1 protein-coding gene is annotated in these 444 nt (G+C 52.5%); it reads left to right on the top strand.

The window, feature by feature from the left end:
* Nucleotides 1–444 (top strand): Ig-like domain-containing protein (locus AAOP42_RS02025; RefSeq protein ID WP_349526785.1); only part of this gene is annotated, 444 nt, incomplete at both ends.

Below are 444 nucleotides of genomic sequence, written 5' to 3'. Positions count from 1 at the left end.
TAGCTGAGACCGTAACAATCAGTGGTGCACTGGATGCAGTAGCGATCACTGATGATGCTGAGATCACCTTTACAGTAGGGTCAGCCGATCCAACCAATGGGAATACGACAATAGCAGCAACCAGTCCGGTAGTAGCCGATGGAGCCAGTACGAGTACGGTAACGGTTCAGTTGGCCGATGCGCAAGGCAACCTGCTGACCGCCTCAGGTGGCACAGTGACTTTAAGTTCCACCGGCAGTGCAGTGGTAAGTGGCGTGACCGACAACAATGATGGGACCTATACGGCAACCGTAACGAATGTGGTAGCTGAGACCGTAACAATCAGTGGTGCACTGGATGCAGTAGCGATCACTGATGATGCTGAGATCACCTTTACAGTAGGGTCAGCCGATCCAACCAATGGGAATACGACAATAGCAGCAACCAGTCCGGTAGTAGCCGATG

The organism is Reichenbachiella sp. MALMAid0571 (assembly GCF_040151475.1).
Classification (GTDB): Bacteria; Bacteroidota; Bacteroidia; order Cytophagales; family Cyclobacteriaceae; genus CAXBNB01.
The sequence above is the reverse complement of the archived record's forward strand: the minus strand, read 5'-3'. Positions and strand labels throughout refer to the sequence as shown.